The sequence below is a fragment of the Candidatus Methanocrinis alkalitolerans genome, assembly GCF_029167205.1.
Lineage (GTDB): Archaea > Halobacteriota > Methanosarcinia > Methanotrichales > Methanotrichaceae > Methanocrinis > Methanocrinis alkalitolerans.
The window spans coordinates 1-26333 of the sequence record NZ_JARFPL010000013.1 but is presented as its reverse complement, the minus strand read 5'-3'; the positions used below and the strand labels follow the sequence as shown (position 1 = coordinate 26333).

Sequence of the window (26333 nt, the reverse complement as noted above, 5' to 3'; positions counted from 1 at the left end):
GATCGTCGGTTCAGGTTCCCAGGATCTGATCTACCATCTCCCTCGCAGCTAGGGTCGCCGGAGAGTCGTCGGGAAGGTCGAAGACGGTCTTGCCCTGGTAGGCGATCTCTGTGAAGTTCGTGTCCTCGGGGATGGCGCCCAGGTATTTGAACCCCAGGCTTTTAGCTGTCTTTTCTACCTTCTCCAGCATATCGGGCCTCGTCTTGTTGGCGACGACGTAGTAGTTCCCGATCTGGGTCCCCACCTCTTCTGCCACGTCCTTTATCCGCTTTAGGGTGTCGAGGCTGACCTTGCTGGCGTCGGTGACTATGATGGCGTCGTGGATCTTCCCTGAGGTCTTCCTGGCTATGTGCTCCACCCCCGCCTCGCAGTCCATAAGGAGGTAGTTGTAGGTCTCTCCTTCGACGGTCTTCTCGAAGACCGCCTGGAGGAGGTCGTTGACGGCGCAGAAGCAGCCCGACCCCTCGCCCCTTCCCATGATGAGCATGTCGTAGCCTTCTTGCTCCCCCTCCATCAGGAGGGCGTCGAAGAGGTTCTGGAATATGTCAAGGCCGGTGAGCTCGGGGCTCTCTTCCCTCTGCCGCTTGTACTTCTGGAGCATGTTCGAGAGGGTCGGCGTCCCCTCCGCTCCCAGGAGGGCTGCAAGACACTCGTTGGCGTCGGCGTCTGCGGCCAGGATCCCCTCCTCCCCCCTCCGGATCAGCTCTCGGAGGATCAGAGCGGTGAGGGTCGTCTTGCCGGTGCCACCCTTCCCGAAGAATCCCAGGATCTTCATGAGGCTGCAGGCCTCGCCAGAATCTCCGTCTTTCTGATCTCAACCCTTCTCAGCGGATAGATCTCTTTCGCGTTCTTGTATATGTCGAGAGAGAGCCTGCCGAGGACGACCTCCTGGATGAACTGGTTGAGGTCGAGGGCTCCCGCCTTCTCCAGAATTATCGACGAGGCTATCTCTCTTATCGTCTTGACCTGAGTCGTCCTCGCCCTCTTAACGGTGAAGCAGCTCGGCTTCACCCTCACCCGGTAGCCGTCGCTGGTGGTGACGTCGATGATGGAGTCGATCCGGGAGGTCCTCCTCTTGACGAGGGACCTGACGTAATCGCTGGTCAGCTCGTGACCCACGAACATGGTGTACGCTGAGTCGCCGGCCACCTGGTCCACCTTGAACTTCAGCTTGGTGTTCTGTTTGGAGAAGTTGTTCGTCAGCTCCCCCAGGGTCGTCTCGATGACCCTTCCCATCAGCTTGCTCGGATCGCTGGCCAGAGTCTCCCCAACGGGAGACTTTCCGAACATATCGGGCCCTACGACCTTGTACCATTGCTTAGCCTTGACCTTCCTGCTGTCAGACTTTCTCTGTGACCTTCTCGCCAATAAACATCCTCCAGTAAGGGTAATCGCTTCAGATAGCTTCAGTGTAGACCGATGCTTACTGTATATAAAGAGATCGCCCCTCCCCCCGAAAATGGAGGGGAGGAGTTCGGCCGGATCAGCAGTCGAAGGGCCAGACGTATATGTATACGTAGTTGGACCAGTCGTTGCACTGGTAGACCAGGAGGTGCCATCCGGGAGTGCTGCTCTTAAACCAGGTCGGGTACCACCCTTCCTTCTTGTAGCCGAAGTTCTTCACCTCGGGAGCGCAGTAGTATCCCGACTTGCAGGGCGGCCACTCAAAGGACCAGTACATCCCCGGCCGGGTGATCTTGGACCAGAGCGGAAGCCATTGGTTCTGCTGAGTGCTGGCGACGGTGGTCAGCCTGTTCGGATAGGTCTGGACGTAGTACTCGTTGTACTTTGACGAAGACCTGGGTGTGTAGACGAGACCGAAATCGGATACTGTATCCGTCCCTGCGCTGTAGCCGGGAGGCGAGATGGGGCCCACCCCTGTGGAGGCGTGACCTGAGGTGCCGGAGGTGTAAACGCCGTGGCCAGTGGCCGCGGCGACGGGACCACAGTACCCCGTCGATCCTGTCGCGCAGCTGTCGTATCCGACGTCGCTATAATTAGGGGCTGGCAGCCGAAGGTCGGTGGGCATCAGCCCCTCGGATACGGGATCGGGGGGCGTAGGAGTCGCCATGCCGATCCCCGCAGGTTGGCTGCCGCCGCTCAGAGACGACGAAGACGGCTTCGTCTGGGGCGCCTCTATCTTCGGATGGCTCGTCGACCTTCCGTCAGCGATATATCCGGCCTTCACCGTTCCGTACGATCCAGATTCTGGAGAGACGTATATGTAGACGTAATTGCTGGCCTTGTCACAGTGGAAGCAGATTACGTGCCATCCCGGCTCGTCACCTTTAAACCAGCCCTTCAGGTAGTCGGGCCAGGTCCAGAAGTACCAGTTCACCGATGGCGTGAGCCTGTTCGGGTACCATTCGTAGACGAAGAAGTTGCCGGTGTAGGCGACCTTCGCCCATAGGGGAAGATAACCGCCGCTGCTGCAGCCTGCCACCGTCGTCACGCCGTCGCTAGTCTGGATGTAGAGCTTGTTCTGGGACGAGACCGAGCCTGGCCAGTACCACGAGCCCGAACCGGTCCCCGCATCCCCCGACATCCCGGCCAGGACGCTTCCCGGAGGCATGGCAGAGACGAAGGTCAGCCCACCATCGGGGGTGAAGCTGTACATCTCCGGGGTTTTGAAGTTAAGCTCCGTCGGCGAATACCCCTCCTCATAAGGCCCCCTGAGGCTGGGAGGCTCACCAAAGTAGGACTTAGAAGGATCGGTGGATACCGACCCCCCGGATTGTTCAACTGTCCCCACCGCGCCGAGGGCTATCGGCGCCAGCGCCAGAAGCGCTATCGCAATATAGACTGAGCATTTCATGCTACCCCCTCCAACTCCCTTCTTTCAGGTTCAAACTATAACCAAAGCATGTATTGTACTTATCTATTTAATATTTTTCGACTCGATGGGGCGAAGGGCGGACCCGACCCCCTGGAACCGAGCTCCAGAGGGCCAACGTAATGAAGACCTAAAGTCATCTCATTTGAGAAGGTCAGAAGAGGGGCGGCACAGCAATCTTAATTTAGGAGTATATCTAAAAAGAATGGCGAGGGATGGTCCAGCAGAGGCTTTTGCATCATATCCACCTCTGGAGATCTTGCCATATGCCACCGCCTTTCAAAGAAGAGATGGAGCTTATCGAGAAGGCAACAAAGGATTTTGAAGAGGGCAAGAGGAGGAACATCGCCGTCATCTCCGACCCCTTCTACGGCGAGTCGGAGCTATTGGAATGGGTTTGGGAAAGGGCCGGAGGCGGAGCCTTAAGGGTCAAAGCCGGGTCTTTGAAGGAGGACTTCGAGATCCTAGAGAGGTCCTCTGCGAAGATAGCGATTGTGGAGGAGGCCCATCGTCTTTACCTGCGGAAGATAGGCGGTTTTGATCTCATGGACCGCTTTATAAACTTCGTCTCCTCCTCCGAGAGGCTCTTCATCACCACATGGAACAGCTTCTCCTGGAAGTACCTCGACGAGGTCCTGGGGATCGGCCAGCATTTCCCCATGAAGATAGAGCTCCCCGGGATGGATGCTGGCAAGATCCGGGATATGCTCCTATCCGGCTATGAAGAAGGCGAGCTCACCTTCCTCGAGGAAGAGGAGGATGAGACAGAAGAGCCGAAGATCCTCAAACGTTCCAGCTTCAAGATAAGCCTCCTCGGCGAGAGGATCGAGATCCCCCGCCCTGAGGTGGACCTGAGTTCCATCAGGTCCCGCTTCCACAAGGGGGAGGAGAAGAGGCCGCCGATGGAGATATTCTTCGGAAAGCTCGCCCGGATCTCCGACGGAAACCCCGGGGTCGCCGAGCTTCTCTGGAAGGAGGCGCTGGACTATCCAGAGGTCAGAAACAGCCTCATAGATCTGCCGTCCATCGACCTAGACCTCGACGACTCCTTCGCCCTCAACGTAATACTCTCCATGGGGTCGGTGGATCTAGCAGCCCTCTCGGAGGTCTTGGAGCCGACGGGAACCTCCGCCGAGAGGGCCGCAGCCCTCCTGGAAGAGAGGGGGCTCGTCTTCATCGATGGAGAGGTCGTATCTTTGAGGGCCGAGGCGCTGAAGAGGACCGCAGAACACCTGAGAAGGGCGAGGCTGGTCTGGTAGCATGGCTGAGAACGCGACAGCTCCGCTCTCAGGTCCGGGAGGGGGGGCTATCCCGGATATCGGCATCGACTCGTCCACCATTATAAGCGCCCTTCTGTTGCTGGCCATCGCATACGTCGCCGTCAGAGTCGCGGTCTTCCTCCTTGGCTGGCTATCAGAGAGGGCGTACGAGCACCGGATCACCGTCAAGATGGCGATCCCCATCGCGAAGCTGGCAATATACGGCTTCGCCATATATCACATCCTCGGATCCGTCTTTCAGCTCTCCACAACCCAGCTCATCGCCTTCTCTGGACTTGCGGGCGCTGCCATAGGCTTCGGCCTGAAGGATCTGGTAGCCGAGGTGGTGGGAGGGGTCGTCATCGTCCTGGACAAGCCCTACCAGGTGGGGGATAAGGTGAGGATAGACGACCAATACGGCGAGGTGACGGACATCGGCCTGCGGGCGACGAGGCTCGTAACCCCCGACGACAACCTCGTCTCTGTCTCAAATCAGAGGGTCCTCAACCAGACCCTGGCCAACGCCAACGCCGGAAGCCAGGAGATGATGGTGGTGATCGACCTATTCATCGACTCGGCCTCCGATGCCTCAAGGGCTATGGAGATCCTGAGGGAGGCCACCGTAACCTCTCGGTACGTCTACATCTCCGAGAAGAGGCCGGTGACGATACTTCTGAAGGACTATCCCTTCTATCGCAGAGTGAGGTCCAAGGCCTACGTCTATGACCTGAGGGATGAGTTCCCGTTCGAGACAGACGTGACAAAGAGGGCCTGGGACTCCTTCGAGGCTGAGGGGATCGAGCCGCCGAAGGCGGGGATCGTGGATCTTGGAGGCGGGCCCGCTGCCGGCGGCGGATAGTTGAATCGAAACGAGGTGACAAGATATGGGAGTTTATAGAGAGGTGAGCCCGGGGGTATTCTCCGTCGGGGTCATCGACTGGGACCGCAGGCTCTTCGACGAGCTGATACCGCTGCCGGACGGGACGAGCTACAACGCCTACCTCGTCCGTGGAGGCGAGAAGAACGCCCTCATAGATTCCGCCGACCCGCCTTTTGGGAGGGCGCTCCTGGAGAACCTGGAGAGGCTCGGGATCGATCGGCTCGATTACGTGGTGGCTCACCACGCCGAGCAGGACCACTCCGGCTCGATCCCGGCGGTCCTCGAACGGTTCCCTGAGGCAAAGGTCGTCTGCACCCCCCGGTGTCGGGAGCTGCTGGAGGAGCACCTCAAGATCTCGGCCGAGAAGTTTGAGACCGTCGAGGACAGAGCGACTTTATCCCTCGGCGGCAAGACCCTGGAGTTCCTCTACACCCCCTGGGTCCACTGGCCTGAGACGATGGTCACATACCTCAAAGAGGATGAGATCCTCTTCTCCTGCGACTTCTTCGGCTCCCACTTCGCCACCAGCGACCTCTTCGCCGATCCGAAGATCATCTATGAGCCTGCCAAGAGGTACTACGCCGAGATCATGATGCCCTTCCGGGCGATCATCAGAAAGAACCTCGAGGTCGTCGATCCGCTATCAATAAAGATGATAGCCCCAAGCCACGGCCCCCTCCACGCCGACCCCTCCTTCATCGTCGAAGCGTACCGGGACTGGGCCAGCGAAGACGTCAAAAACGAGGTGGTGATCCCCTTCGTCTCGATGCACGGGAGCACGCGGCTGATGGTCGATTACCTGACCGACGGACTCATCGCCCGGGGGATCGGGGTGAAAAGGTTCGACATCGCCGTATCAGACGTCGGTAAGATGGCCGAGGCCCTCGTCGATGCCGCGACCCTCGTCGTTGCGACCTGCACCGTCCTCGGGGGGCCCCACCCCAACGCCGCTCACGTCGCCTTCCTCGCCAACGCCCTGCGGCCGAAGACGAGGTTCGCCTCCATCATCGGCTCCTACGGCTGGGGCGGCAAGACGGTGAAGGCGATCCAGGAGGCGATCCCCCTCCTTAAGGTCGAGGTGATGGAGCCGGTCCTCGCCAAAGGGCTTCCCGGAGAGGAGGACTACCAGGCCCTCGACCAGCTCGCCGACGAGATCCTGAAGAGGCACCAGGAGCTGGGAATCGCCTGAAGGAGGAAAGAAACCGAACGATGACGAAGGTCCTGATCATCGGGGCGGGGGCGATCGGCTCCTTCTTCGGCTACCTCCTCTCGGAGCCGGAGGCGGAGGGCGGGGATATAGAGGAGGCGAGAGAGGAGGGGTTGGAGAAAGATCAGGAAGGCGCGACCCCCGTCGTCGAGGAGGTCGCCCTCCTGGGAAGGCCCGGCCACATCGAGAGGATAAAAGAGCGGGGCCTCGAAGTCTCCCTCGCCGGAGGGGAAAGCCCCCTCTCGATCCGGTTCAGGTACGCCTTCGCCGACCCGGGGGAGCTTGCGAGGTCGGAGTTCGCCCCCGAGGTCGTCATCGTCACCGTCAAGACCCATTCTCTCGCCGCGATCGCAGGAGAGATCAAGGGATCCGGCCTCCTGGTGGGGAAGCTCTCGGACGCCCGGTTCATCCTCCTGATGAACGGGATGGGAAAACGGGAGAGGTTCGACCTCCCCGATAATCCAGTCTACGAAGCCATCACCTCCGTCGGCGTCGTCTTCGCCGGGGACGGGAAGATCGAGCTGAAGGGGCGGGGAAAGACCGTCTTCGAGGAGGGGATCGGCGAGGATCTGGAGCGGTTCATCGGAGCCCGGCTCGCTGAAAAGGGCTTTCTCGCGGAGTTCGCGGCGGACTTCCGGCGCCAGCAGTGGATGAAGCTCTTCGCCAACGCCGTCATAAACCCCATCACCGCCCTGACCCGGGAGAAGAACGGGATCGTCCTCTCGCCCCATCTCGCCCCGGTCGTCGAGAGGATCGTCGGGGAGTGCGTCGCCGTCGCGAGGGCCGAGGGGCAGAGGTTCGATGAGCTCGCAGTCCTGGAGTTCGTCCGCAAAGTCGCCGAGAGCACGGCCGCCAACACCTCCAGCATGCTCCAGGACGTCCTCCGGAGAAGGGAGACGGAGGTCGACGCGATAAACGGGTACGTTATCGAGATAGCGAGGAGGCACGGGATTGAGGCGCCGGGGAACGAGATGGTATGGGGGATGGTGAAGGCGATGGAGAAGGGAGGGCGACAGGGTCTGACCTGTCGCGAGCGGTGAACTTCAAAGGTTTTTAGTGCCCCTTTGCCATGGTCGAGGAATCCGAGGAGATGTCCCTGGAAGAGGTCTTGAAAGAGATCCGTGAGCGGCTACAATAATAGCGCATAACAACAGCTTCGCCGCGCCGCTCACAGCTTTCTGACAAAGGCGCTTAACCCCAAGTGGTTTTATCGACCTTCATCCCACTCACCACGACTTCCTTCAGCCCCCTCCTCTGAAGTCTCCTCCTCAACCTTCTCCTCCTCAACCTTCTCCTTCTCCTCACCCCTCCTCGCTCCGCCAGCCCTCGCCCGGAGAGCCTCCTCATAGGCGAGGATCGAGCGCTCCAGGTTCCCCTCCCGGTCCTCCAGCTTCGAGAGGCTCCGGTAGGCTACGCCCAGGTTGTTCTGGATCTCGGCGTACTTTGCCGGAGCTTCCTTCAGGGTCCTGATGGCCAGGGCCTCTTCGAAGGCGCCAATCGCCCGCTTCAGATTGGCACCATCCTCCGGCCCCTTCGCCGGGGCCGATAGGATGACGAGAGCTCTTCCCAGAAGGGTCTTCGTCTCGGCGTACTCTTCCGGATGCGCTTTTCGGATCCTGACGCAGAGCGCCTCCTCGTATGCCTCGATCGCCTTCTTAAGCCCCTCCCGGTCCGACGACAGGATCTCGGCCCTGCTCACCTGGGGCTCCGACCCCAGGACGAGGGCCTGGCCCAGGAGGGTCTGGGTCTCGGCCCTCTCCAAGGGGTGGGAGTCGAGAGTCCTGACCTCCAGGGCGGCCTTGAGGTTTATGACCGCCTTCTCCAGGTGCGCCTCCCTCATCTCACCTTCTTCCAGCTCTGCGAGGGCCATCCAGGCGCGTCCCAGGCTGGTCTGGGTCTCGGCGCGGTCCTCGGGATGCGCCTCTGCCGTCCTGAACTGGAGGGCCGCCTCGTAGGCGTCGATAGCCTTTCTGAGGTCTTCGGCGGCTTCGGGTCCTTCGATCTTCGAGAGGAGGAGGTACGCATCGCCGATGTTGTTCTCGGTCTGGGCCTCCTCCTGCCCCCTCCCCTCGGCGGCGTAGATCTTGAGGGCCGCCTCGAAGGCGGATATCGCCCGCTTGAGGTTTTGGACCTTCTCTTCCCCTTCCCTTCCGGAGAGGACGGCCTCGCCGCCCGCCGTCCCGACGGTCTCGGAGAGGCGGATTAGGGAGATTCCCAGCCCGTTCTGGGCCCGGGCGTGCTCGATGGGGTGGCGCTGGGGCTTGAAGAGGCTGATCGCATCCTCGAAGGCGGAGACCGCCATTTGCAGGTTCTTCTCCCTCGCCCCCTCGAAGGACGAGCCGTAGCGAGAGAGCCCCTGTCTGAACCGAATCTCTCCTCTTACGGCCGGCTCAAGCCTCGGGACGTCCGTCAGGATCTGGTCGTAGATGGATAGGGCCTTGTCCACATCACCCGCCCCGGCGAAGTCATCGGCGCTCTTGGCGAGGAGGAGGAGGACGTTCCTGTAGGTCTTCCTCGTCCGGTACTCGCTCGCAATCCACGCAAGAGCCGCTCCGGCAGCCGCGCCGACCGGCCCCGCTATCCAGGGGCTGCTCATCTCGATGGCCATATTACCCTCTCTTTCTCTTTGTCATGAAATCTGAAGCTTGAAATTTAAAAGCAGGCGCATTATCTGTATCCGGATGGATTTAACGCTCCTGGTTATCTCGTCAGGGTTAGCTCTCCAATTTGATATAAAGGTGGTTATCCGGCGGATACGGCCCCATAAAAGAGCTCCCTCATATGAGATCATGAAGGGCCTATCATACAAGGGAGCGCAAAAGCTCAAAGGCCCCCGTCATCTCCAGGCCGATGTAGACCATGACGAGGGTGAATGCCGCCCTCAAGCGGTCGGCCGGGAGGCGGTGGGCGGCCCTCACCCCGACCCGGGCCATGGGAATTGAGGCGCCGGCGAGGAGAGCCGCCTGGAGGAGGTTGACGTACCCGAGGCTGTAGGGGGGGAGGCCTGGGACGGCAAGGCCGTTGTAGACGTAGGAGAGGACGCCTCCAGAAGACGTCAGTATGATGGCGGCGGAGGAGGTTCCTACAGCCCTATGAATCCCAAAACCCAAGGCCATCGAGAGGATCGGGACCATGATCAGCCCGCCCCCGATCCCCACGAGGCCGGATACAAAGCCGAGGGGCAGCCCCAAAAGGAGGTAGAAGCTGTTGCTCCTCGGAGCTTTGCCGCCCTTCGCGCCTTCTGCGGCCTTGATATCGGGGGCAGTCGCCATCCTCAGGGCTGCGGCGATGACCACCAGGCCGAAGCCGATCCGTAGGAGTTCACCTGGGGCTTTTGCAGCCACGGCTCCGCCTACGAAGGCGCCGACGAATCCGGCGATGCCCAGGAGGAGGGCAGCCCGAAGGACGACGGCACCCCTCCGATGGTGGCCCAGGGCGGCGTTTACGGCGGTGGGGAGGGCCACGGCGAGGGCGGTCCCAAAGGAGATCCGGATCGCCAGGGTCGGCTCGACCCCCGAAGAGGTGAGGGCCCAGAGCTGGACCGGGACCATGATGAAGCAGCCTCCGACCCCCAGCATCCCGGAGGCAAGGCCTGCGGCGACCCCCGTTATAACCAGGGCGAGGGCTAAGATCGGCTCCACGATAAGACGGATGTCGGATTGAGATAAATATATATCTCGCCCTATCTGCTATCCTTCCGTGAGACGATCAAGAGGGGTGCCGGAGCTCCTCGCCCCCGCCGGGTCCTGGGATGGACTCATCGCGGCGGTGGAGGCGGGGGCCGACGCCGTCTACCTGGCAGGAAAGAAGTTTGGGGCGAGGAAGGGGGCGCAGAACTTCGATGATCAGGAGCTGGAGAGGGCCATCGACCTCGCCCACATGAGGGGGGTGAAAGTCTACGTCGCCGTCAACACCCTCATCCCCGAGGCCGAGGTGGAAGATCTCGGAGAGCGGCTCCTTTGGCTCTACGAGGCAGGGGCCGACGCCGTCCTCGTCCAGGACCTGGGGGTCCTCCGCCTCGCAAGAGATCTCGTCCCCCGCCTGGAGCTTCACGCCTCCACCCAGATGACGATATCAAGCCTCGAAGGAGCGCTGTGGGCCGCCGAGATGGGGCTATCGCGAGCGGTCCTGGCAAGGGAGCTGACCCTCCCGGAGGTGGTGGAGATCGGGGAGAAGGCTCCCATCGGGGTAGAGGTCTTCGTCCACGGCGCCCTCTGCTACTCTTACTCCGGCCAGTGCCTCCTCTCCTCGGCGATCGGCGGAAGGAGCGGAAACCGGGGGCTCTGCGCCCAGCCCTGCCGAAAGCCCTACCGGCTCATGCACTCCCAAAAGAGGGACTCCTGGGGACGGCCTCTTGAGCTGGAGGAGGTACCTCTTCCCGCAAGGTACCTCCTATCTTCAAAGGACCTGGCCGTCTATCCCAGACTCGAAGAGGTGGCGAAAGCCCCCGTCGAGGCGCTGAAGATCGAGGGGAGGATGAGGTCCCCCGAGTACGTCAGGGCCGTCGTATCCATCTACAGGCGGGCTCTAGACGCCATATCCAGGTCGGAGTGGGCGCCGTCGGCGCGGGATTATCGAGACCTCGCCCTCGCCTTCAACCGGTCCTTCACCCCGGGCTGGATCGGCGGCGCCTCCCGGGGGGAGATCGTCAGCTCCGATCGGCCCGACAACCGGGGGGTCCGGATCGGCCACGTCGTCAGCTGGGACCAAAGGAGAAAGGCGGCGGCTGTGAGGATCGAGGGGGACCTCGTCCCGGAGCGGGGGGACGGCCTCGTCATCTCTTCGAGGGGTAAAGAGCAAGGGACGGTGGCGAGATCTCCCGTCTTTGTCGAAGACGGGCTCATCAGCCTCCCTTCCAGCGAGCCGGTGGAGAGGGGGGCTATTGTCTATCTCACCCGGAGGGCAGGGCTCGGCGGAGGCAGGGGCCCGGGGCAGGTCCAACCCATCCCCATCGATCTAAAGGTCCGATGGGAAGGAAGAAGGCCCGTCCTCCGGGGGAACATCTTCCTCCCGGATGGAAAGACTGCGACATCGATCCTGGAGGCCGACTTCTCGATGGAGCCGGCGAAGAAGAGGCCCCTTTCGGAGGAGGAGATCAAAGCCCAGCTCTCAAAGGCCGGAGGGACCCCCTTCTTCGTCAGGGATATCGAAATGGACTATCCCGGAGGCCTCTTCGCCCCCCTGGGAGAGGTCAACCGGCTACGGCGGGAGTTTCTGCAGGCCGCGGAGAGGGACATCAGGGCCTCCTTCAAGCCCTCCGAGGAGGTGGTGGGGTCGGCAAAGGCGAGGCTTGGGGCGTTCATAGAGGGGAGGAGAGGAGCGGAGCCGAGACATATCATGACCGGATCTAAGCCGTCGGTCTCGGTCTACGCCAACTCCCTTACGGCCGTCTCCGGGGGCTGCGAGGGGGGATGCCGCCGGGTCTACTTCGAGCCCGCAGTATCCATCGCCGGGGGGAGGAGGTGCGGGCCAGAAGAGACCGGAGCCGACGCCCTCCTGGAGCACCTCGCCGAGGCAAAGGAGATCTGCGATGGTGGCGGAGCCGACCTCGTCTGGAAGTGGCCCAGGATCGCAAGACGCCGCTATCTCGATCTTGCGCTCCCCCTTTTGAGGAGGGCGGAGGTGGATGAGGTGATGGTGGAGGGGGTGGGCCTCGCGGAGGCGGTCGCCGCCGTGGCACCGGAGATGAGGGTCTCTGGATCTTTTGGTCTGAACCTCTGGAACAGCTCCGCCGTAGAGGCGCTGTCGCCGAGGTTATGCAGGCTCGCCCTCTCTGCTGAGCTCTCGGCCCCAGAGGTGGAGGAGCTGGTCATCCGATCTCGATCAATCTCAAACCGGTCGGAACTGGAGGTCCTGGTCCAGGGGAACGTCGAGGCGATGGTAGCCGAGGACTGCCTCCTCTCCTCAGCCCTGGGGTGCGAGACGGCCGCCCCATACGGCGACGACTTCTGGGGGATCGAGGACGAGACCGGAAGGGTCTTTCCCCTCAGGAGGGACGGCGAATGCAGGACTCACATCTATAACGCCGTGGAGCTATCCCTGGTGGATCAGGCGCCGAGGCTCATTGATCTCGGCATATCATCTCTGGCCATCGACGGACGGGGCAGAACGGCGAAGTACGCCCGGAGGATGGCGGAGATCTACGGCGAGGCGGTGGAGGGGGGCGACCTCCAACGCCTCAAGGGAGAAGCGATGGCCATCTCCCTGGGGGGGGCGACCGGCGGAGCCTTCCTCCGGGGGAGGAGAGAATGACGGACCTATAGCTGCCGGGAAAAGGGCTTTAAGACCCGAAGGTTAAGGATCGACGATCATGGACCCATCCACCTCCAGGGGGAGGCACGAGGCGCTCCGCCCCGACTATCGGAGCGGGATCTGCTGCGTCTGCGGCCACCTCCTCTCAAACCACCTCAAGGAAGGGGACGGCTGGAGGTGCACCGAGCGGGGGCTCGACGGGAGGCGGTGCGAGTGCTTCCTGCGGCAGATCCTGACGGGTACGGAGCGGGAGAAGGAGTTCTACGACCTGGGATGGAGGATGAACGTCTCGGAGCGGGAGATCTACGAGTTCAAGAAGAAGTTTCGGGACTGCTACCGGAGATGGTAGCCCTTAAAAGACTCGAGATCAAAAGACGAAGATCAAAAGGGTATGATCCCGTCGTAGATCTCGGCCCCGAACTCCAGGGCCTCCTCCACCGAGACCGGGTCCTTCATCAAAAATACCCGCTCCTCCTTCGTCTCCAAGTATTCGACGGAGTTTTTCAGAACCGGAGCGTACTTGCTCCGCTTATCGAGGCTTACGACGTAGCCTGCCAGATCCTCGACGACGTGGATCTCGAAGCCCCGGGACTTCAGCTTCTCGAAGGCCTCATCCCTCTCGTGCTCGGTGAGAAACTCGAACCGGTACCTATCGCGGCTGTAATGGTCGGCCAGCTCCTTGAAAGTCTCCTTTTCTGCGAAGAAGTGCTTGAAGGCCCAGATCCTGCCAATCCTGAAGGCGGTGATCCTCATCCGCCGCTCCGTCAAGTCAAAGGTGCTCGGTTTCATAGTTAAAGCTGAGAGGGCGGCCGATAAAAAAGAGACGGTGGTGGACTGTGAGGAGATGCAGGCTATCGGCCCTCTGAAATTTGGACCCATGGGCTATTGTTCTCACCTAGCCATCGCCCTGCGCCGCAGATCTTCTGGCATCTTCTCGATGGCGTAGCGCAGAGCGGTCCGGGGCATCCGGACCTTGTTCTTCATGACGTAATCGAAGACCTCCTGCTGATGGCTTTTGGACGCCTCCTTCAGCATCCAGCCGTACCCCTTCTGGACGAGGTCGTCTGCGTCCAGGAGGAGGAGGTCGGATATCTCGAAGACCTCCTCCAGGAAGAGCCCCTTGCGGGCCGGGAGTATGAGGGTCACGGCTGCCGCTCTCCGCAGCCACCTGTTCTCCGATCCAGTCCAGACCTTGAGGTTATCGAGATAACCGGGATACATCTCGATGAAGGTCCCCAGGGTGTGGTTGCAGAGGGTGTCGCACTTCGCCCAGCTGTTGACGTATCGGCTGAGCCACCCCTCGAAGACGGCGAAGTCGGAGGGCTCGTATTCTTTCCTCCGGGAGTAGGCCCACTCGAAGGCTATGGCTGCCTCCTCGCCATAGTCGGATTTGAGAAGCTCCTCGCAGAGGGCGAAGATCTCCTCCTTCTCCCTTCCATCCATCTCCCGGAGGCTCTTTTTGGCGATCTGCCTCACCACGGAGGCCTTGACGCCGTAAAGCAACACCTCTTCCTTGAAGAACCGCTGGCCGCTCTCCCTCGTCCTCTCGTCAGCCTCTTCCAGAAGCTGCCGCTTCACGGATGCGACGACGTCATCCTTCAAGCCCTCGCCAGACCCCTTCATCCTCTAAGCCCCCTCATCCTGACCAAGACCCTTTCATCTTCTTAACCCCTCCATCCTCACCAGACCCTGCACCCCTTCCGTCCGTGCTTCTCGAAGTAGCGCTGGTGGTACTCCTCTGCCCGGTAGAACTTCGACGCCGGGACGATCTCTGTCACTATCTCCCTTCTATAAAGGCCGGAGCTCTGGAGCCTCTCCTTCGCCGATCGGGCCGCTTCCTCCTGCCTGGGGTCGTGGAAGAAGACCGCCGACCGGTACTGGCTCCCGACGTCCGGCCCCTGCCTGTCTCTGGTGGTGGGGTCGTGGATCGACCAGAAGAGGTCGAGGAGCTCATCGTACGTTACGAGATTGGGGTCGTAAACCAACTCCACCGCCTCGGCGTGGCCGGTCTCACCGGTGCAGACCTCCTCGTAAGAGGGGTCCTCGGTCGCGCCGCCGGTATAGCCGGCGGCCGTCGAGATGACCCCCTCCACCTCCCGGAAGGCCGCTTCAACCCCCCAGAAGCAGCCGGCGGCGAAGGTCGCCTTCTTCGTCCCGGCCTCTATCGTATCCCTCACCTCCATCCCCTTCAACTCAGATCACCATCCCTTCTCTTCATGGTCATCTCCTAATCATCATCTCAGTGACTAAGCAGTAAGCTCCACCACCGTCTTCTGGACGGTGGAGGTGAAGGCCTCCGTCAGCTTCTCCTCGTAGCTGCCGAGGAGCTTTCCCGTCCCTTTCTCGTAGGTGATGAGCCTCTGATAGTCCCGGCCGTTGGTCTCCCGGAAGACTATCCCGTTCCGATCGTTCTGGATGACGGATATCAGCAGCCCCGTATCCGGATCGGCGTCGACGTCTCCGACCTCGTCTATGGCTAACGCTGTAGCGGGAAGCCAGAATCCCATGAGCTGGCGGACGCCGCTGGCCGCATAGTACGGGATCGATCCTCCGCCTTCCCCCGGAGCCGTCCACTTGATGATGGAAGACTCAGAACTGACGGAGACGACTTCAGCCCGGAGGTTGACGGGGAAGGGGTTCGGGACCGTCCCGGGTATCTCGAAGACGGTCTCGCCCAGGTACGACGTCGTCTGGCCGGCCCGGAGCCAGTTAGGGGAAGTGCCGCCGGTCCAGGGGATATCCACCTCCCGGAGGTTTCGCAAGGATATTATGCCGGTCTCGGTGGTGGCCCCGTCAGAGGAGAGGATGTCGTAGCGGTGGAGGAGGAGGAGGCCCGTCTCTGCGTCATAGGTCATGGCATACCTGATCCCGGTCCGCTTCACCTCCAGCCTCACCGCCTGAAAGGTCGAGCCCGCCACCTCCACAGGGCCCCGGATCACCGACAGATCGCCGCCGTCTCCCTCCGGCACCTTTGCCAGGACCTCGGGACTGCACCAGAAGTCGCCGCAGCCTGCCGGCACCACCGACCCGAAACCCCCTCCGGGGAGTGGGCGGAAGAGCCCCAGGGGGGAGCGGACGTAGCTGACGGTGGAGGTGGCGGCGAAAGATCCCTCCAGGGCGACGACGTCGGTCTGGATGAGGGCGTCGCCGACCTGGGGTTTCCCATCCCTCGCCCCCTGGTCGACGGTGGCGTAGTAGGTCGCCCTCAGCCCCTCGACGACCCAGGAGGGCGCGGGCTTTGTATTCAGCTCCGGGAAGAGGATGGGCAGCGGGTTCTCCTTCCCGCTGGGAAGGGTCGGGAGCCCCAAGGCCGATGGAGCCGCCGCAAGAATTAGGCATATCAATAGGCTGAGGGCTGATAGGATCCCGATCTTCTTCATCATCTCACCACGGGACACCGGGCCGATGACCAGCCGGCAAGCCCCCCGAGGATGACGGTCAGATCCTCCAGCCCCTCCCGCCGGAGGATCGAGGCCGCCATCATGGAGCGCAGGCCGGACCCGCAGAAGATGTAGATCGGCCGGTCCCTCGGCACCTCGCCGATCCGTTCGGGCAGCTTTGTGACGTGGATCTGGTGGGCGCCGGTGATCCTCCCGGACCTCTCCAGCTCGTCGTCGCCCCTGACATCGAGGATCCATGCCCTCTCCTTCTCCTGGCGGTCGAGGCGGCGGCAGAGGTCGTGGACGTTGGCGGTGTTGATGGTGCCGCTCTCCATCCCGGCGGTGTGCCAGGCGATCATCCCCCCTGAGAGATGACCTCCGATCCGGTCGAACCCGAGCCGCCGGAGGAGCCGGACCGCCTTATCGAGATCTCCGGTCTCGTCGACCATGAAGATCTTCCTGTCGTAGGGCAAAAACCAGCCGGCGAAACTGGGGATGCCGGCAAGCCAGATGCTGAGGGAACCGGAAAGATGGGCAGCCCCGAAGGCGAGCTCCGTCCGGTTGTCGAGGACGAACTCATCTCCAGCCGCCTCGGCGAACTCCTGAGCCGAGAGGGGGAGGGGGTCGGCGACGGTGCAAAGGAGGGGCGCACCCACCATGTTCAGCCTCTCCATCTCCTTGAAGTAGGGGGGCATCTCCAGCTCCACCGCCATCTTCTCGACGAACTCGTCCTTTCCTTCCACCTGGAGCTTGGGATTTCTCTTCCGCTCGATCCCTAGGGTCGTCCACTTCCTATCGGCTATGGAGGCGGCACAGACCGACCCCGCACCGTGGGCGGGACATGCTATCACCCCGTCCCCCAGGGGGAGGAGCCGATCGAAGATGGAGTCGTAGAGGAGGCCTGCCATCTCCCCGGCCCGTTCCATCCCCATGAGGTCTACCCTCCCCAGGTCACCGGCGAAGAGGTCGTCTCCGGTGAAGACGATCCAGGGCTCGCCTCCAGAGTCCCGGAGGAGGTAGCTCATGGAACCGAGGGTGTGGCCGGGGGTGGAGATCGCCTCGACCTCGAACCTTCCTACCTTCCATCTCATGCCGTCATCCACCGCCTCGCCGTACCGATAGTCTAGGTGGCCGTCGGCGTGGAATATATCGGCCCCACTCCTGGCTGAGAGCTCCACCGATCCGACGACATAGTCCTCGTTTCGATGGGTCTCAAGGACCGTGGTGATCCTCATCCCCGCGGACGTCGCCATCTTCTGGTAGAGATCGCAGTCCCGCCGGGGATCGATCACAAGAGCCTCGTTTCCGTCGCCCACGATGTAGGAGTAGTGGGCGAGCCCCTCAGATTCGACTCTCTCAAATAGCATAAAATTCACCTCCGACCTAAAGGTTGGCCGAATTCGAGCATTTTAAGGTATCCGCCGCAGGATATCCAGGATGGTGGATGGCCATCTGTACGGTCCTCTCCATCGGAAATCCTCTCTATTTTTAAGATGGGAGGTTATATGAAACTTATTATTGAGGGGGCGGGTCCCGGGAGGTGAGCCGCAGGAGAATTGAATGTGTAGAATTAAATAATATGGAGAGAAATATAGAGATCTCATATCTCCTTCAGCTTCGCCAATAGCCTCTTCAGCCGCTCGACGTTAGCGCCATCGATGGCATACCTGTCGCCCTCCTCGATATGTTCTGCTGTCGATAGAGCCCTCTGCGCCACCGCCCCCACCTCCCGGAGGATGTGATGCTCCGCGACGTCCTTCGTCACGACGTCGATGTACTCCCACCATGCCTCGTCCAGCCCCTTCAGGGGGGCGCCCCTCACCCCGCCCTTCCTCATCTCGTCGAGGCGATCCTGGAGGGTGCCGGCGGCGGGCCACCGCCCCGTCTGGTATCGCTGGTAAGCCTCGGACCCCGCCCTTCCCACCCGGTCGTCCCTCTTTCGCTGCTCAAAGAGCCACATCGAAAAGTCTACCCTTCTTCCTCCCATCGCCTTCACACGATCAGCCTCCTTTAGCAAAAGGCGGCTCCTGCGATAACTACCTATCCATACTCTCATCCGAAAAGCCGCTTGCGCCGGAGGGATCCTCCGGGACTTCCGGCATGATCGAAATACTCCCGGTGGGCCGGATTTTGTAGCATTCTAAGCAAAAAGTTTATTACTAAATAGGATTTAGTCTGGTTGGCGTGCGTGAAAACCCGTTTCGTGACCCGCTGGAGAACCCGCGCCCGCCGCCAAAGGGCGGCAAAGACGACAACAAGCCTTCCTGAACCAGAGGGTGCCGGAGCAGAAAAGGGGTGCAAGACCGATCCCCTTGAGATCCGGCATCCCTTTTCTTCTGCCCGACATCAAAATTTACAGAGCTTCGCCGCTCAACGATCGCAGCGGCACGACGTAAGGCCGGTCGAGGTCCCTCATCACCGCAGCCTCGACCCCGAATATCGACCTGATATTCTCCTTCGTCAGGAGGGAGAGGGGATCTCCGATGGCGTGGACCTTCCCTTCCTTCAGCATCACCAGGGTGTCGGAGTACCGGGCGGCGAGGTTCAGGTCGTGGATCGCCATCACCGCGGAGATGTCGGTCTTCTTGACGATCGCCCTCACGGTGTCGAGAGCTTCGAGCTGGTGCTTCACGTCCAGGTTCGATGTGGGCTCGTCCAGGAGGAGGACCTCCGGCTCCTGGCATAACGCTCTAGCGATGAGGACCCTCTGCTTCTGCCCTCCCGAAAGCTCAGAGAAGTCCTTTAGGGCGAACTCCTCGACGTGGAGGAGCTTCATCATCTCGACTACCCGATCGATGTCCTCATCGGTCACCCTCCATCCCATATGGGGCCTCCTCCCCATGAGGATGGTGTCGAAGACGGTGGTGGTGAGGGCGCTGGTCGTCGACTGGGGGACGTACCCGATGTACCTGGCCACCTCCTGGCGGCTGAGGGACTGGAGGTCCTTTCCGCCGTCCAGGAGGATCGTCCCCTTGGGCTTGAGGATCCGGTCGATGCATTTGATGAGAGTCGTCTTCCCGGAGCCGTTGGGTCCGACAAGACTCAAGACCTCCGAATCTCCGACGACGACGTTCAGGTCGTCGAGGATCTTGCGGCTGCCGTAGCTGAAGCTTAGATCCTTGATAGTTATCTTTACCAATAGTCCTTCCTCCTTCTCAGGAACAGGTAGATGAAGAACGGAACTCCCAGGAACGCCGTCATGATCCCCACCGGCAGGATGACGGGAGCGAATATCGTCCTGGCGACGGTGTCTGCGGCCAGGAGTATGAGGGCTCCGACGAGCCCTGAGGCGGGGAGGAGGAAACGATGGTCTCCTCCCACCACCATCCTGGTGATGTGGGGAGCGACGAGTCCGATGAACCCAATCGTCCCGGTGAAGCATATGACGCTGGCGGTGATGAGGGAAGCCAACATCATGCAGAAGACCCTCACGAACTCAACGTTGACGCCGAGGCTCTTCGCCGTCTCGTCTCCGGCCCCCAGGGCGTTGATGTCCCAGGAGTAGTACATCAAAAGAAGGGTGCAGACGACGGTCACAAGAGCTATGATCCCCACCTTGTCCCAGGATGATCTGCCGAGGCTACCCATCATCCAGAATACGACCTCGTGGACCTGCTCGGACTTGCCGACGTACTGGAGAAAGGAGGTCATGGCACTGAAGAGGTACATTATGGCTATCCCGGCGAGGATCATCGTCTCCGGGGTGATCCCCTTGTACCTGGCGAGACCGTAGACGGTGATGGATGCCAGCATCGTGAATATGAAGGCGTTTCCTACGATCAGCCACTGGCCTGCTACAAACCCCGCCCCCATGATGATGGCGAGGGACGCCCCAAAGCTGGCGGCGGAGGCGATCCCCAGGGTGAAGGGGCTCGCGAGGGGGTTCTTCAATATCCCCTGCATAGCGGCCCCGGCGACGGCGAGCCCCATCCCGGCGAAGATCGCCATCAAGACCCGATGGAGCCGCAGCTGCCAGACGATGGTGTCGATGAAGTTCGTAGTCTCGAAAGTTCCGGGAAAGAACCGGGCCAGGATCGCTGTATAGACCTCCGTCGGAGTTATGCTGGCGGAGCCCAAGGTGGCAGCGACCCCCGCCAGGACCACGATCCCCGCCATAGATAGGAGGATGAAGAGGACCTTCCTGCCGACGAACTGGCTGTACTCCACCTTCAGCTCCGAATTCTCTACTGGGCCTTCCTTTGACATCTTATCAGCTTTGCTCATAAACTATAACCGATTTAAGTCTGATTGATCACACGGGGATCTCCGGATATATGTATACTCCCTGGAGGTCCACCTCCTGGAACCTGTTGAGGCGCTCTCGATGGAGGGATACGGGGTCCAGATAGGCGAAGAGGTCGGGATGGAAGAGCTTCAAGAGGTATACCACCGCTATGAAGTGCTGGACCCCGCCGAGTATGCCGTTGGAGAGGGCGCGAGATCCGATCGTCTTTTGCCGCACCGATGGCGTACCATCCGGGGCGAAAAGCGATCTCGTCCCTCAGGGCAGCCATCAAAGAGACGCGGTCCTCATCATAGCCGCCGAAGTTCTTTCCTCCGGCGCCGCATATCATTATAAATGTGCTGAGCTTCAGGCCTATAGACCTGAAACAGGACATTTTTGTCGAGGTTCAAACGAGGCTTATGGTGAGGACTATCTAGATTCCCGGGAGGACGAAGAAGGCGTCCTCCGGATAGGATAGCCCCCTCATGGCCAGATACTCCCGGTAGACCCCCACGGGATCGAGGTCCGCCTCTGGATGGATCATCTTGGCCCAGTATGTGAGGCCGACGACGGAGCCGGTCCCGAGGGTTATGTCCCTGAAGATGACGTGGGCCCTCTCATCCTCCACGGCGGGGATGGAAGATGCGCCCGGACGGCTCTCCATCTCCCGGACGAAAGCCTCCATCTCGGCGGTCTCAGACCAGCCGAGACTGTTTATAGCCGCCGGCACCTTGATCATCACCTCCGGCATCGAGGCTAAGACCGTCTCCCATTCGACCTTGGGGTTTTGCTCGTCAGCGTCGATGACGTTCTCGCCACCGGCTAGAGATATCATGTCGTCGACGGAAGATCCCGGGCCGTATGTCCATAGAGCCCCCAGGTCAGAGGCGGACCCGCCCTCGACGTATACCTTCGGCCTGGAGAGGCCCGTTACAGCCTCTGCTACAGCTTCCTTCTTCTCGCCGACCCAGGTGTTATACATCTGCGCCTCAGCCTCCCGGTCCAGAGCCTTCCCGAGGACCGCCATCTCTTCCTCCAGGGTCTCGGCATTGTAGAGGTCGAGGCCGAGGATGTCGATCTTCTCGAAGGGGGCGAGGTTCTCCTCCATCTCCCCGGCCTTGCTGGCGTAGCAGATCACCAGCGTCCCGTCCCTTATATCTCCGCCGTCGTCTCTGGCAAGTTCTGCTATCTTCTCGTAGTTGAACTCCCTCCAGGTGCCCACCGTCTCCCAGTCGGCCGAAAATTCGGTGAAGTAGTGAGCCTTATAAGAGATGTCCACCGAGCCTGCGATCTTTCCAGCATCCCCGAGAATGCTGACGGCGTCGGCGGCATCTGAGTTCATGGCGACTATCTTCTCGACCGGAGCCTCGATCGTCACAGACCTTCCAGCAGAGTCGGTGACGGCTAGGGGATAATCGGCTCCTTTAGCCGCCCCCAGAGAAAGAAAGGCCACCAGCGCAATAATCAGGACAAAAGGCGTCTTATTCAAATTCGCAGCCTCCACATGGTTTATAATGTAAATGTGCGATATCCTTATTAATTAATAAGAGTTTCGGTCTTAAATTTGTAACTAAGGGGCGACGGTGACCGAAACCTGGATTAACGGCCTTGAGGTGATACCCTCCGATTGAGAGGCGGCGACCTTTGGCGCCTTGAGATCGAAAGGAGAGCGATATCTATGGACTGGGAGATGGTCGGTTACGCCGCTGCGGCTCTTACGATGTTCGGATTTCTGCCGCAGCTGGTGAAGATGGCTAGGACTAGGTCTGTGGACGACGTCAGCCTCCTCATGATGATCCAGATGGGGATCGGCGTCGCTCTCTGGCTCGCCTACGGCCTCCACCTCAATAACTCCCCTCTTATAGTCGCAAACGTAGTATCTCTCTGGATTCTGGCTTTGGGGATCGTTGTCTATTTCAGGTACACCACCAGAAGATACTTCAAATAATAAGGGCAGACCAGAGGGAAAAGAAGACGGAGATTTCGGTGCGCCGTCGCCGGGGCAGAGGTGGAAGGAGGAGGATCTTCGATGATGGAGAGGCTGGCCAAATTTCAAAAGGCGGTTCTGACGGTTCTAGCCTGGTTGATGGCCATCGTCGTCCTTCTGGCGACGGCGGAGCTATTTTACATCATCGCAAAAGAGATCGCGACGCCTCCTCTGGCCCTCTTGGAGATCGACGAGCTCCTGAACATCTTCGGCCACTTCCTGCTGGTATTGATAGGGATAGAGCTTTTGGAGACCTTCAAGATATACATCGAGGAGAACGTAATAAACGTCCAGGTCGTCCTTCTGGTGGCTATCATCGCCGTAGCGAGGAAGGTGATCATCCTGGACGTCAAGGCCCTCCCCAGCATGACCCTCATCGGGATCAGTATGATCGTCATCTCCCTCTCCATAGGATATTACCTAGTGAAGAAGAGCCAGCAAGACGAGAAGGCGTGCAAGCTTTAGATGGGATCTTAAACCTCCCATCTCGACGGTCTCCTTCCATCCGATCTCTGTCGCCCTCCCCGAAGAGGCTCCGATCTTCCGATCTCGGTGGCGCCCTCCTCCGCCGACGGGTGAAAGCAGAGCCCAGAACCCTCCGCCCCTGCCGGTGGGAACCCTTTAATCCGATAGGTGTGCAACTTACCTGGAGGAGAGACGTGATGATCCCCCATCGAAATTCGATCGATCCGCCCGAAGGGGTAATAACCGCCCTGGAGGAGGTGGCGGACCGGTACAGAACCCTGGCAAGAGACCTCCGGGAGGACCTCGCCTCCGCCGGGGGGGCGGAGGAAGCTTTGGATCTGGCCGAGAGGTCGACGCTGGAGATGCTGGCTTATCTCCCCCTGAGCCCCGTCTATAGCCCCTTCTGCACCTTTCACCGTCCTGGAGCCGTGGACTGCGCGGGGTGCAGATACGCCGCACGATACGGCCGCTGCAACGAGGCCGGTTCCCCCTACGATCTGGCCATAGAATCCCATTACCGGCTGGTAGAAGCGGTCCAAGATCACCGTTGGGACCGCATATCCGGCGGTCATCCGATACCGGTGGAGGAGGTTCGCAGGGCCCTGGAGGATCAGGCAGACCGGGTGATGGATCTTGCCATCCGGTTCCGGGAGAGGGTCCGGAGGGCCAGATCGTCGGAGGAGGTTATGACCGTCAAGACGGAGTTCATGAATGATCTCGTCGGAGAGCTCCCCGTGGAGGTGGTCTGCCGCAGCTGCGGCTTTATGGATCACAGCCTCTTCGAGGCGAAGAACGAGGCGCTCTTGGGTCTGAGCCGCCACTGGCCCGCCGGATGACCGAGGCTGCCTTAGGGCAGGATCATCCCCGGCGTTCACCCTCCCGGTTCTCGATCCAGAGGCCGATGAGCCTGTCGGAGCGGGCGAGGGCCTCATCCGTCCCACCAAAGTGGAGGGCCGCCGCCCTCATAGCCTCCTGAAACCCTGCGATGTCACCATCGTCGGCGAGCTCTGAAAGCCTCTGGCATTCTCCGATGTACGTCTCCCTCACTCTTCTCGCCTCGGGGTTCTCCTGGATGCTGGCGTAGAGCTCGGGGCTCTGGGCGAGGATCCGTCCTACGAAGTCGATCATGATCTCGTAGACGGGGCTCATGAACCGCCTCGACCTTCCGACGTCGAACTCCAGGGACCTGAGGGCGGAGGCTATGGAGATGTAGGCGAAGTGGGTGAGGGCCTGGACCACCGCCATCATCTCGTCGTGCTCCTGGGGACCCAAAACCTCCACCCGGGCCCCGCCCTCCCTGAAGGCCTCCTTCATCGGCGAAAGCCACGTGTCGCACCTCCCGGCCGCCGGGACCAGGATCACTGTCTGTCCCCGGATGGTCGGGATGGTGGGGCCGAACATGGGGTGGGTACCCAGGACCTCCACCCCCTCAGGTGCCCACTTCACCATCGCCTCCATGGGCCCCGCCTTGAGGCTGGTTACGTCCATCAGGAGGCTTCCGGGCTTCATCTTCGGGGCGACCTCCTCGATGACCCTGGCCGTTTCGAGGATGGGGACGCTGAGGACTACGACGTCGCTTCTGGCCACCTCCGCCAGGAGGTCCCCGGCGAAGGCGACCCCGAGCTCCTCGGCGACGTCAACCCGACCGCTCGGCCCCCAGACTGTGACCGAGAAGCCCCGGTCTTTGAAGTAGCGGGCAAACCAGCTGCCGGTCCCGCCCGTCCCCCCCACTATCAGCATCCTGTTATTCTCTCTCAAATCGATCGTCTCCATCTCCATCACCGGCTCCGTCTTCATCACCGGCTCCGTCTTCATCACCGGCTCCGTCTTCATCACCGGCTCCGTCTTCATCACCGGCTCCGTCTTCATCACCGGCTCCGTCTTCATCACCGGCTCCGTCTTCATCGGTTCCTCAGCTCCTCCCGGACTGCCTCCTCCATGACATCGGTGGGGGCCTTCCTCCCGGTCCATATCTCGATAGATAGCGCCCCCTGCCAGACGAGCATAGGAACCCCATCTATCGCCACCGCCCCGGCCCGGGCGGCGTCCTTCAAAAGCTCCGTCTTCCGGTTGTAGACGATGTCAAAGACGGTCTGACCCTCCCGGAGGAGGCGGCCGTCGAAGAGGCGGGGGTCGCCGCCCCTCATCCCGACGGAGGTGGCGTTGACGACGACCTCCGCCTCGGGGACGAGTTTGGAGAGGTCAGAGAGGCCGTAGCCCCGTCCCCCCACAGCGGCGGCAAGTTCGATGGCCCTTCGGCGGTCCCGGTTGGCGATGGCAACCTGCGCCCCCGAGAGGGCGAGCTGGCGGGCGATCGCCTTTCCCGCCCCCCCGGCGCCTATGATCAGGACCCGCCTCCCATCGACCCGGACCCCCGCCCCCTCCAGGGCCCGGACCGCCCCCAAACCGTCGGTGTTGTACCCTCGAATCGATCCATCAACGAAGGCGACGGCGTTGACCGCCCCCATCGCAGCGGCGTTCTCGTCGGGCTCGACGATGGAGAGGGCAGCCTCCTTGTGGGGGATCGTGAGGTTGAGGCCGCCGAAGTGCATCGCCTCCGCCCCCAGGATCGCGTCCCGAAGCCTCTCCCGCCTGACCCGGAAGGCGAGGTAGCGGGCCGAGAGGCCCAGGGCGGAGAAGGCGGCGTTCTGCATCGCCGGGGAGAGGCTGTGCTCCACGGGGTCACCGAAGACGGCGTAGACTAGCATCAAGGGCAAGTAGGTCTATTCGGGTAAATAAGGGTAGGTCCGGTTGGCGATCTTGGAATAAGAGAAAAGAGCTAAATCCTCCTCTATACGTCTCATGGCACAATCTAAAAATGGCTCTTCGCTATTTCTTGTGGGTAATGGATAGCCACTTATCATATGAGGTTATCAAATAAAAACCATGTCAATCTCACAAGAGGATCTTTTTAAGCTGGCTCTGAACTTGGGTCGCGTACTCGCTCTACTGAAAATCGCCACTCGAATCGAATTCAAGGGACTTATTTTCCGCCAAACAGCCATTACGTCACCCGTTAGCGCTATTCAGTAATCTGGGTACGCGACCTGAACTTGCAGCCGCCCTGGTATATCGATTCAATCGACTTCGATTTGGAGGAGAAACAACTCGACATCCACATAGATTTCAAACGAGGTAGTAAATTTCCATGTCCTCAATGCGGCAACTTCGAATGCGATGTTCACGATACTATCGATAGGACTTGGCGCCATCTTAACTTCTTCCAATTTAAGACATACCTTCATTGTCGAGTTCCCAGAACGAACTGTGAAAGCTGCGGTGTCAAGGTTATTAAGGTTCCTTGGGCTAGAAAAGGTAGTGGCTTTTCCCTCCTCATGGATTCCTTGATAATCTTAATGGCCCAACACATGCCTGTCAAGTCGGTAGCGGACTTGATCGGAGAACATGATACCCGGATCTGGCGAGTCCTGGAGTATTACGTTTCGAAAGCGAGATCAGAAGAGGACTTTTCAGAGGTAAAATCCGTCGGTGTCGATGAAACGTCCAGAGCAAAAGGTCATAACTACATATCCGTTTTTGTTGATTTGGATAAATCTAAAGTCATATATGTATGCGAAGGGAAAGATGCCAATACAATCGAGTCGTTTAGAGACGACCTTGAGGATCATAATGGATTAAGCCCACATTCCGCGTTTTGAACTTAGAAGTCCTGAATTTCTCTCTGTAAATATCCACAACATTTTTTAATAATAGCATCCAAGGCACCTCGAAGGTAAGTAGCATGGATGTGGACGTCCAATCATACCTAATAGGCCACCTTGGTCTAGTTGCAGGCATTTTCGATTCGTTGAAGATCGCTGAAGTTATTGATCGGGCACTTCCCA

At 60.4% G+C, this 26333-nt stretch carries 28 protein-coding genes; 11 read left to right on the top strand and 17 right to left on the bottom strand.

Features of this window, described 5'->3' with window-relative positions; translation table 11 throughout:
* Nucleotides 1-10 precede the first annotated feature (10 nt).
* From P0O24_RS05545 to P0O24_RS05535, 3 genes are all read right to left on the bottom strand, one after another.
* Nucleotides 11-775: a nucleotide-binding protein gene (locus P0O24_RS05545; RefSeq protein ID WP_316968747.1), complete on the bottom strand. Its 765-nt coding sequence runs from the start codon at nucleotides 773-775 to the stop codon at nucleotides 11-13.
* The gene (locus P0O24_RS05540; protein WP_316968746.1) at nucleotides 772-1368 is read right to left on the bottom strand and encodes a 30S ribosomal protein S3ae; all 597 of its coding nucleotides are present in this window, start codon (nucleotides 1366-1368) and stop codon (nucleotides 772-774) included. The genes P0O24_RS05545 and P0O24_RS05540 overlap by 4 nt, the downstream gene beginning before the upstream one ends.
* Nucleotides 1369-1483: 115 nt before the next feature.
* Nucleotides 1484-2815, bottom strand: a complete 1332-nt coding sequence (locus tag P0O24_RS05535; protein WP_316968745.1) for a hypothetical protein — start codon at nucleotides 2813-2815, stop codon at nucleotides 1484-1486.
* Nucleotides 2816-3099: 284 nt separating this feature from the next.
* Between P0O24_RS05535 and P0O24_RS05530 the strand changes: the two genes are divergently transcribed.
* Genes P0O24_RS05530 through P0O24_RS05515 form a run of 4 tightly spaced genes read left to right on the top strand, consistent with a single transcriptional unit; the run spans nucleotide 3100 to nucleotide 7219 of the window.
* Nucleotides 3100-4092 carry a hypothetical protein gene (locus P0O24_RS05530; protein ID WP_316968744.1) on the top strand — a complete coding sequence of 331 codons (993 nt, stop codon included), beginning with the start codon at nucleotides 3100-3102 and terminating at the stop codon, nucleotides 4090-4092.
* A 1-nt stretch (nucleotide 4093) separates the two neighbouring features.
* Nucleotides 4094-4951 carry a mechanosensitive ion channel family protein gene (locus tag P0O24_RS05525; RefSeq protein ID WP_316968743.1) on the top strand — a complete coding sequence of 286 codons (858 nt, stop codon included), beginning with the start codon at nucleotides 4094-4096 and terminating at the stop codon, nucleotides 4949-4951.
* Nucleotides 4952-4976: 25 nt separating this feature from the next.
* Complete coding sequence (locus P0O24_RS05520; protein WP_316968742.1) at nucleotides 4977-6161, top strand: FprA family A-type flavoprotein; 1185 nt, start codon at nucleotides 4977-4979, stop codon at nucleotides 6159-6161.
* Nucleotides 6162-6181: 20 nt separating this feature from the next.
* Nucleotides 6182-7219, top strand: a complete 1038-nt coding sequence (locus P0O24_RS05515) for a ketopantoate reductase family protein (RefSeq protein WP_316968741.1) — start codon at nucleotides 6182-6184, stop codon at nucleotides 7217-7219.
* 167 nt (nucleotides 7220-7386) lie between these two features.
* On the opposite strand, the gene P0O24_RS05510 is transcribed toward P0O24_RS05515, so the two are convergent.
* Entirely contained in the window at nucleotides 7387-8787 is a 1401-nt protein-coding gene (locus tag P0O24_RS05510; RefSeq protein ID WP_316968740.1) for a tetratricopeptide repeat protein, read from the bottom strand.
* 193 nt (nucleotides 8788-8980) lie between these two features.
* On the bottom strand, nucleotides 8981-9820 hold the full coding sequence (locus P0O24_RS05505) for a sulfite exporter TauE/SafE family protein (protein WP_316968739.1): 840 nt from the start codon (nucleotides 9818-9820) through the stop codon (nucleotides 8981-8983).
* Between the two features lie 58 nt (nucleotides 9821-9878).
* On the opposite strand from P0O24_RS05505, the gene P0O24_RS05500 reads away from it, so the two are divergent.
* Nucleotides 9879-12431, top strand: a complete 2553-nt coding sequence (locus tag P0O24_RS05500) for a U32 family peptidase (protein ID WP_316968738.1) — start codon at nucleotides 9879-9881, stop codon at nucleotides 12429-12431.
* 58 nt (nucleotides 12432-12489) lie between these two features.
* Entirely contained in the window at nucleotides 12490-12780 is a 291-nt protein-coding gene (locus P0O24_RS05495) for a hypothetical protein (protein ID WP_316968737.1), read from the top strand.
* Nucleotides 12781-12812: 32 nt separating this feature from the next.
* On the opposite strand, the gene P0O24_RS05490 is transcribed toward P0O24_RS05495, so the two are convergent.
* From P0O24_RS05490 to P0O24_RS05445, 10 genes are all read right to left on the bottom strand, one after another.
* Nucleotides 12813-13220 carry a hypothetical protein gene (locus tag P0O24_RS05490; RefSeq protein WP_316968736.1) on the bottom strand — a complete coding sequence of 136 codons (408 nt, stop codon included), beginning with the start codon at nucleotides 13218-13220 and terminating at the stop codon, nucleotides 12813-12815.
* Between the two features lie 102 nt (nucleotides 13221-13322).
* Complete coding sequence (locus tag P0O24_RS05485; protein ID WP_316968735.1) at nucleotides 13323-14054, bottom strand: DNA alkylation repair protein; 732 nt, start codon at nucleotides 14052-14054, stop codon at nucleotides 13323-13325.
* 56 nt (nucleotides 14055-14110) lie between these two features.
* Nucleotides 14111-14614, bottom strand: a complete 504-nt coding sequence (gene msrA / locus P0O24_RS05480; RefSeq protein WP_316968793.1) for a peptide-methionine (S)-S-oxide reductase MsrA — start codon at nucleotides 14612-14614, stop codon at nucleotides 14111-14113.
* A 63-nt stretch (nucleotides 14615-14677) separates the two neighbouring features.
* Nucleotides 14678-15814 carry a hypothetical protein gene (locus P0O24_RS05475; RefSeq protein ID WP_316968734.1) on the bottom strand — a complete coding sequence of 379 codons (1137 nt, stop codon included), beginning with the start codon at nucleotides 15812-15814 and terminating at the stop codon, nucleotides 14678-14680.
* Complete coding sequence (locus P0O24_RS05470) at nucleotides 15811-17178, bottom strand: MBL fold metallo-hydrolase (protein ID WP_316968733.1); 1368 nt, start codon at nucleotides 17176-17178, stop codon at nucleotides 15811-15813. The genes P0O24_RS05475 and P0O24_RS05470 overlap by 4 nt, the downstream gene beginning before the upstream one ends.
* A 233-nt stretch (nucleotides 17179-17411) precedes the next feature.
* Nucleotides 17412-17807 (bottom strand): hypothetical protein, encoded by a 396-nt coding sequence (locus P0O24_RS05465; RefSeq protein ID WP_316968732.1) that lies wholly within the window; start codon nucleotides 17805-17807, stop codon nucleotides 17412-17414.
* Nucleotides 17808-18164: 357 nt separating this feature from the next.
* On the bottom strand, nucleotides 18165-18950 hold the full coding sequence (locus tag P0O24_RS05460; protein ID WP_316968731.1) for an ABC transporter ATP-binding protein: 786 nt from the start codon (nucleotides 18948-18950) through the stop codon (nucleotides 18165-18167).
* On the bottom strand, nucleotides 18944-20017 hold the full coding sequence (locus P0O24_RS05455; protein WP_316968730.1) for a FecCD family ABC transporter permease: 1074 nt from the start codon (nucleotides 20015-20017) through the stop codon (nucleotides 18944-18946). Before P0O24_RS05455 ends, P0O24_RS05460 begins: the two co-directional genes overlap by 7 nt.
* A 46-nt stretch (nucleotides 20018-20063) precedes the next feature.
* Nucleotides 20064-20273, bottom strand: coding sequence for a hypothetical protein (locus P0O24_RS05450; RefSeq protein WP_316968729.1), 210 nt, complete (start codon nucleotides 20271-20273; stop codon nucleotides 20064-20066).
* Nucleotides 20274-20469: 196 nt separating this feature from the next.
* Entirely contained in the window at nucleotides 20470-21525 is a 1056-nt protein-coding gene (locus tag P0O24_RS05445; RefSeq protein WP_316968728.1) for an ABC transporter substrate-binding protein, read from the bottom strand.
* 189 nt (nucleotides 21526-21714) lie between these two features.
* Here P0O24_RS05445 and P0O24_RS05440 point away from each other — a divergent pair, with 189 nt between their 5' ends.
* The 3 genes from P0O24_RS05440 (at nucleotide 21715) to P0O24_RS05430 (ending at nucleotide 23324) form a co-directional block, all read left to right on the top strand.
* On the top strand, nucleotides 21715-21984 hold the full coding sequence (locus P0O24_RS05440; protein ID WP_316968727.1) for a SemiSWEET family sugar transporter: 270 nt from the start codon (nucleotides 21715-21717) through the stop codon (nucleotides 21982-21984).
* 81 nt (nucleotides 21985-22065) lie between these two features.
* Nucleotides 22066-22488 (top strand): phosphate-starvation-inducible PsiE family protein, encoded by a 423-nt coding sequence (locus P0O24_RS05435; RefSeq protein ID WP_316968726.1) that lies wholly within the window; start codon nucleotides 22066-22068, stop codon nucleotides 22486-22488.
* A gap of 197 nt (nucleotides 22489-22685) precedes the next feature.
* Nucleotides 22686-23324: a hypothetical protein gene (locus P0O24_RS05430; protein WP_316968725.1), complete on the top strand. Its 639-nt coding sequence runs from the start codon at nucleotides 22686-22688 to the stop codon at nucleotides 23322-23324.
* A 22-nt stretch (nucleotides 23325-23346) separates the two neighbouring features.
* Here P0O24_RS05430 and P0O24_RS05425 read toward each other — a convergent pair whose 3' ends face one another.
* Together P0O24_RS05425 and aroE are read right to left on the bottom strand one after the other, a co-directional pair.
* The gene (locus P0O24_RS05425) at nucleotides 23347-24393 is read right to left on the bottom strand and encodes a prephenate dehydrogenase/arogenate dehydrogenase family protein (RefSeq protein ID WP_316968724.1); all 1047 of its coding nucleotides are present in this window, start codon (nucleotides 24391-24393) and stop codon (nucleotides 23347-23349) included.
* Entirely contained in the window at nucleotides 24390-25196 is an 807-nt protein-coding gene (aroE, locus tag P0O24_RS05420) for a shikimate dehydrogenase (protein ID WP_316968792.1), read from the bottom strand. Before aroE ends, P0O24_RS05425 begins: the two co-directional genes overlap by 4 nt.
* A 384-nt stretch (nucleotides 25197-25580) precedes the next feature.
* Here aroE and P0O24_RS05415 point away from each other — a divergent pair, with 384 nt between their 5' ends.
* Nucleotides 25581-26147, top strand: coding sequence for a helix-turn-helix domain-containing protein (locus P0O24_RS05415; protein WP_316968723.1), 567 nt, complete (start codon nucleotides 25581-25583; stop codon nucleotides 26145-26147).
* Nucleotides 26148-26230: 83 nt separating this feature from the next.
* A partial coding sequence (locus tag P0O24_RS05410; protein WP_316968791.1) for a DUF4277 domain-containing protein occupies nucleotides 26231-26333 on the top strand: 103 nt, incomplete at its 3' end.

What these genes read in the sequence shown, in the direction of transcription:
- P0O24_RS05545 (WP_316968747.1), bottom strand. Translation starts at nt 775, where the DNA reads ATGAAGATCCTGGGATTCTTCGGGAAGGGTGGCACCGGCAAGACGACC.
- P0O24_RS05535 (WP_316968745.1), bottom strand. Translation starts at nt 2,815, where the DNA reads ATGAAATGCTCAGTCTATATTGCGATAGCGCTTCTGGCGCTGGCGCCG.
- P0O24_RS05530 (WP_316968744.1), top strand. Translation starts at nt 3,100, where the DNA reads ATGCCACCGCCTTTCAAAGAAGAGATGGAGCTTATCGAGAAGGCAACA.
- P0O24_RS05525 (WP_316968743.1), top strand. Translation starts at nt 4,094, where the DNA reads ATGGCTGAGAACGCGACAGCTCCGCTCTCAGGTCCGGGAGGGGGGGCT.
- P0O24_RS05520 (WP_316968742.1), top strand. Translation starts at nt 4,977, where the DNA reads ATGGGAGTTTATAGAGAGGTGAGCCCGGGGGTATTCTCCGTCGGGGTC.
- P0O24_RS05515 (WP_316968741.1), top strand. Translation starts at nt 6,182, where the DNA reads ATGACGAAGGTCCTGATCATCGGGGCGGGGGCGATCGGCTCCTTCTTC.
- P0O24_RS05510 (WP_316968740.1), bottom strand. Translation starts at nt 8,787, where the DNA reads ATGGCCATCGAGATGAGCAGCCCCTGGATAGCGGGGCCGGTCGGCGCG.
- P0O24_RS05495 (WP_316968737.1), top strand. Translation starts at nt 12,490, where the DNA reads ATGGACCCATCCACCTCCAGGGGGAGGCACGAGGCGCTCCGCCCCGAC.
- P0O24_RS05490 (WP_316968736.1), bottom strand. Translation starts at nt 13,220, where the DNA reads ATGAAACCGAGCACCTTTGACTTGACGGAGCGGCGGATGAGGATCACC.
- P0O24_RS05485 (WP_316968735.1), bottom strand. Translation starts at nt 14,054, where the DNA reads ATGAAGGGGTCTGGCGAGGGCTTGAAGGATGACGTCGTCGCATCCGTG.
- msrA (WP_316968793.1), bottom strand. Translation starts at nt 14,614, where the DNA reads ATGGAGGTGAGGGATACGATAGAGGCCGGGACGAAGAAGGCGACCTTC.
- P0O24_RS05475 (WP_316968734.1), bottom strand. Translation starts at nt 15,814, where the DNA reads ATGATGAAGAAGATCGGGATCCTATCAGCCCTCAGCCTATTGATATGC.
- P0O24_RS05470 (WP_316968733.1), bottom strand. Translation starts at nt 17,178, where the DNA reads ATGCTATTTGAGAGAGTCGAATCTGAGGGGCTCGCCCACTACTCCTAC.
- P0O24_RS05455 (WP_316968730.1), bottom strand. Translation starts at nt 20,017, where the DNA reads ATGTCAAAGGAAGGCCCAGTAGAGAATTCGGAGCTGAAGGTGGAGTAC.
- P0O24_RS05440 (WP_316968727.1), top strand. Translation starts at nt 21,715, where the DNA reads ATGGACTGGGAGATGGTCGGTTACGCCGCTGCGGCTCTTACGATGTTC.
- P0O24_RS05435 (WP_316968726.1), top strand. Translation starts at nt 22,066, where the DNA reads ATGATGGAGAGGCTGGCCAAATTTCAAAAGGCGGTTCTGACGGTTCTA.
- P0O24_RS05430 (WP_316968725.1), top strand. Translation starts at nt 22,686, where the DNA reads ATGATCCCCCATCGAAATTCGATCGATCCGCCCGAAGGGGTAATAACC.
- P0O24_RS05425 (WP_316968724.1), bottom strand. Translation starts at nt 24,393, where the DNA reads ATGAAGACGGAGCCGGTGATGAAGACGGAGCCGGTGATGAAGACGGAG.
- aroE (WP_316968792.1), bottom strand. Translation starts at nt 25,196, where the DNA reads ATGCTAGTCTACGCCGTCTTCGGTGACCCCGTGGAGCACAGCCTCTCC.